This window comes from Paracoccus salsus (genome assembly GCF_021556615.1).
GTDB lineage: Bacteria > Pseudomonadota > Alphaproteobacteria > Rhodobacterales > Rhodobacteraceae > Paracoccus > Paracoccus salsus.
Genome location: NZ_JAKGGD010000021.1, coordinates 1 through 4,197, shown reverse-complemented (window position 1 = coordinate 4,197; position 4,197 = coordinate 1). Strand labels below are relative to the sequence as shown.

Below are 4,197 nucleotides of genomic sequence, written 5' to 3'. Positions count from 1 at the left end.
TTGTTGACGTTTTGGTTGTTGTATAGTTGATGGTTGATGTATTTTTGTTGATTCTGATGTTTCGATTTTTGTTTTTGTTTTGACAGCTCCCGGGATGCCGAAGAAGAAGCGCAAGGTCGGGGGCGGGGGCTCAGGCGGGGGCGGGAGCGGCGGCGGGGGCTCTGGGGGCGGCGGCAGCGGCGGGGGCGGCAGCGGGGGCGGCGGGTCGATGCTGTTCCAGGATTTCACTCATCTGTACCCTCTCTCAAAGACTGTTCGGTTCGAGCTCAAGCCTATTGGGCGGACTCTGGAGCACATCCACGCGAAGAACTTCCTCAGCCAGGACGAAACCATGGCCGACATGTACCAGAAGGTCAAGGTCATCCTCGACGACTACCACAGGGACTTCATCGCGGACATGATGGGCGAGGTGAAGCTGACGAAGCTCGCCGAGTTCTACGACGTCTACCTCAAGTTCCGCAAGAACCCGAAGGACGACGGCCTCCAGAAGCAGCTCAAGGACCTGCAGGCCGTCCTGAGGAAGGAGTCCGTCAAGCCCATCGGCAGCGGCGGCAAGTACAAGACCGGCTACGACAGGCTGTTCGGCGCCAAGCTGTTCAAGGACGGCAAGGAGCTCGGCGACCTGGCGAAGTTCGTGATCGCGCAGGAGGGCGAGAGCTCCCCCAAGCTGGCCCACCTGGCCCACTTCGAGAAGTTCAGCACGTACTTCACCGGCTTCCACAGAAACAGGAAGAACATGTACAGCGACGAGGACAAGCACACGGCCATCGCCTACCGCCTCATCCACGAGAACCTGCCCCGCTTCATCGACAACCTGCAGATCCTGACGACCATCAAGCAGAAGCACTCCGCCCTGTACGACCAGATCATCAACGAGCTCACCGCGAGCGGCCTCGACGTGTCCCTCGCCAGCCACCTCGACGGCTACCACAAGCTCCTGACCCAGGAGGGCATCACCGCCTACAACCGCATCATCGGCGAGGTGAACGGCTACACCAACAAGCACAACCAGATCTGCCACAAGTCCGAGAGGATCGCCAAGCTCAGGCCCCTGCACAAGCAGATCCTCAGCGACGGCATGGGCGTGAGCTTCCTCCCGTCCAAGTTCGCCGACGACTCCGAGATGTGCCAGGCCGTGAACGAGTTCTACAGGCACTACACCGACGTGTTCGCCAAGGTGCAGTCCCTGTTCGACGGCTTCGACGACCACCAGAAGGACGGCATCTACGTGGAGCACAAGAACCTGAACGAGCTGTCCAAGCAGGCCTTCGGCGACTTCGCCCTCCTGGGCCGCGTGCTGGACGGCTACTACGTGGACGTCGTGAACCCGGAGTTCAACGAGCGCTTCGCGAAGGCGAAGACGGACAACGCGAAGGCCAAGCTCACCAAGGAGAAGGACAAGTTCATCAAGGGCGTCCACAGCCTCGCGTCCCTGGAGCAGGCGATCGAGCACCACACCGCGCGCCACGACGACGAGTCCGTGCAGGCCGGCAAGCTCGGCCAGTACTTCAAGCACGGCCTGGCCGGCGTCGACAACCCGATCCAGAAGATCCACAACAACCACTCCACCATCAAGGGCTTCCTGGAGAGGGAGCGCCCGGCGGGCGAGCGCGCGCTCCCCAAGATCAAGTCCGGCAAGAACCCCGAGATGACGCAGCTCAGGCAGCTGAAGGAGCTGCTCGACAACGCGCTCAACGTGGCGCACTTCGCCAAGCTGCTCACGACCAAGACCACGCTGGACAACCAGGACGGCAACTTCTACGGCGAGTTCGGCGTCCTGTACGACGAGCTGGCGAAGATCCCGACCCTGTACAACAAGGTCCGCGACTACCTGAGCCAGAAGCCCTTCTCCACCGAGAAGTACAAGCTCAACTTCGGCAACCCGACCCTCCTGAACGGCTGGGACCTCAACAAGGAGAAGGACAACTTCGGCGTGATCCTCCAGAAGGACGGCTGCTACTACCTCGCCCTGCTGGACAAGGCGCACAAGAAGGTCTTCGACAACGCCCCGAACACCGGCAAGAACGTGTACCAGAAGATGGTGTACAAGCTGCTCCCCGGCCCCAACAAGATGCTGCCGAAGGTGTTCTTCGCGAAGTCCAACCTCGACTACTACAACCCCAGCGCCGAGCTCCTGGACAAGTACGCCAAGGGCACGCACAAGAAGGGCGACAACTTCAACCTCAAGGACTGCCACGCGCTGATCGACTTCTTCAAGGCGGGCATCAACAAGCACCCCGAGTGGCAGCACTTCGGCTTCAAGTTCAGCCCGACCTCCAGCTACAGGGACCTCAGCGACTTCTACCGCGAGGTGGAGCCCCAGGGCTACCAGGTGAAGTTCGTCGACATCAACGCCGACTACATCGACGAGCTCGTCGAGCAGGGCAAGCTCTACCTGTTCCAGATCTACAACAAGGACTTCTCCCCGAAGGCCCACGGCAAGCCGAACCTCCACACGCTCTACTTCAAGGCCCTCTTCAGCGAGGACAACCTGGCCGACCCGATCTACAAGCTCAACGGCGAGGCGCAGATCTTCTACCGCAAGGCCAGCCTGGACATGAACGAAACGACCATCCACAGGGCCGGCGAGGTCCTGGAGAACAAGAACCCGGACAACCCGAAGAAGAGGCAGTTCGTCTACGACATCATCAAGGACAAGAGGTACACCCAGGACAAGTTCATGCTCCACGTCCCGATCACCATGAACTTCGGCGTCCAGGGCATGACCATCAAGGAGTTCAACAAGAAGGTCAACCAGAGCATCCAGCAGTACGACGAGGTGAACGTCATCGGCATCGACCGCGGCGAGAGGCACCTGCTCTACCTGACGGTCATCAACTCCAAGGGCGAGATCCTCGAGCAGCGCAGCCTGAACACCATCCAGCAGTTCGACTACCAGAAGAAGCTGGACAACAGGGAGAAGGAGAGGGTGGCCGCCCGCCAGGCCTGGGGCGAGATCGAAACGATCAAGGAGCTCAAGTCCGGCTACCTCAGCCACGTCGTGCACCAGATCAACCAGCTCATGCTGAAGTACAACGCGATCGTGGTCCTCGAGGACCTGAACTTCGGCTTCAAGAGGGGCCGCTTCAAGGTGGAGAAGCAGATCTACCAGAACTTCGAGAACGCCCTGATCAAGAAGCTCAACCACCTGGTCCTCAAGGACAAGGCGGACGACGAGATCGGCAGCTACAAGAACGCGCTCCAGCTGACCAACAACTTCACGGACCTCAAGTCCATCGGCAAGCAGACGGGCTTCCTGTTCTACGTGCCGGCGTGGAACACCTCCAAGATCGACCCGGAAACCGGCTTCGTCGACCTGCTCAAGCCGCGCTACGAGAACATCGCGCAGTCCCAGGCGTTCTTCGGCAAGTTCGACAAGATCTGCTACAACACCGACAAGGGCTACTTCGAGTTCCACATCGACTACGCGAAGTTCACCGACAAGGCCAAGAACTCCAGGCAGAAGTGGGCCATCTGCAGCCACGGCGACAAGCGCTACGTGTACGACAAGACGGCGAACCAGAACAAGGGCGCGGCCAAGGGCATCAACGTGAACGACGAGCTGAAGTCCCTCTTCGCGCGCTACCACATCAACGACAAGCAGCCGAACCTCGTCATGGACATCTGCCAGAACAACGACAAGGAGTTCCACAAGAGCCTGATGTGCCTGCTCAAGACCCTGCTCGCCCTCCGCTACTCCAACGCGAGCTCCGACGAGGACTTCATCCTCAGCCCCGTCGCGAACGACGAGGGCGTGTTCTTCAACTCCGCCCTCGCGGACGACACGCAGCCGCAGAACGCCGACGCGAACGGCGCCTACCACATCGCCCTCAAGGGCCTGTGGCTGCTCAACGAGCTCAAGAACTCCGACGACCTGAACAAGGTGAAGCTCGCCATTGACAACCAGACGTGGCTGAATTTCGCTCAGAATAGGGGGGGCGGGGGCTCAGGCGGGGGCGGGAGCGGCGGCGGGGGCTCTGGGGGCGGCGGCAGCGGCGGGGGCGGCAGCGGGGGCGGCGGGTCGCCGAAGAAGAAGCGCAAGGTGTCCGGCGGCAGCTCCGGCGGCAGCCCGAAGAAGAAGCGCAAAGTGTGAGGTCTCGATCGTTCAAACATTTGGCAATAAAGTTTCTTAAGATTGAATCCTGTTGCCGGTCTTGCGATGATTATCATATAATTTCTGTTGAATTACGTTAAGCA

Annotated in this window: 1 protein-coding gene; it reads left to right on the top strand. The window is 60.1% G+C overall.

The annotated features are described in order from the left end of the window. Nucleotides 1-94: 94 nt before the first annotated feature. Nucleotides 95-4,093 (top strand): type V CRISPR-associated protein Cas12a/Cpf1, encoded by a 3,999-nt coding sequence (cas12a, locus tag L1965_RS15910; protein ID WP_235757405.1) that lies wholly within the window; start codon nucleotides 95-97, stop codon nucleotides 4,091-4,093. Nucleotides 4,094-4,197: the final 104 nt, after the last annotated feature.

Bases quoted from the DNA above. Each gene is read 5' to 3' on its own strand.
- cas12a (WP_235757405.1), top strand. From the start codon at position 95: ATGCCGAAGAAGAAGCGCAAGGTCGGGGGCGGGGGCTCAGGCGGGGGC.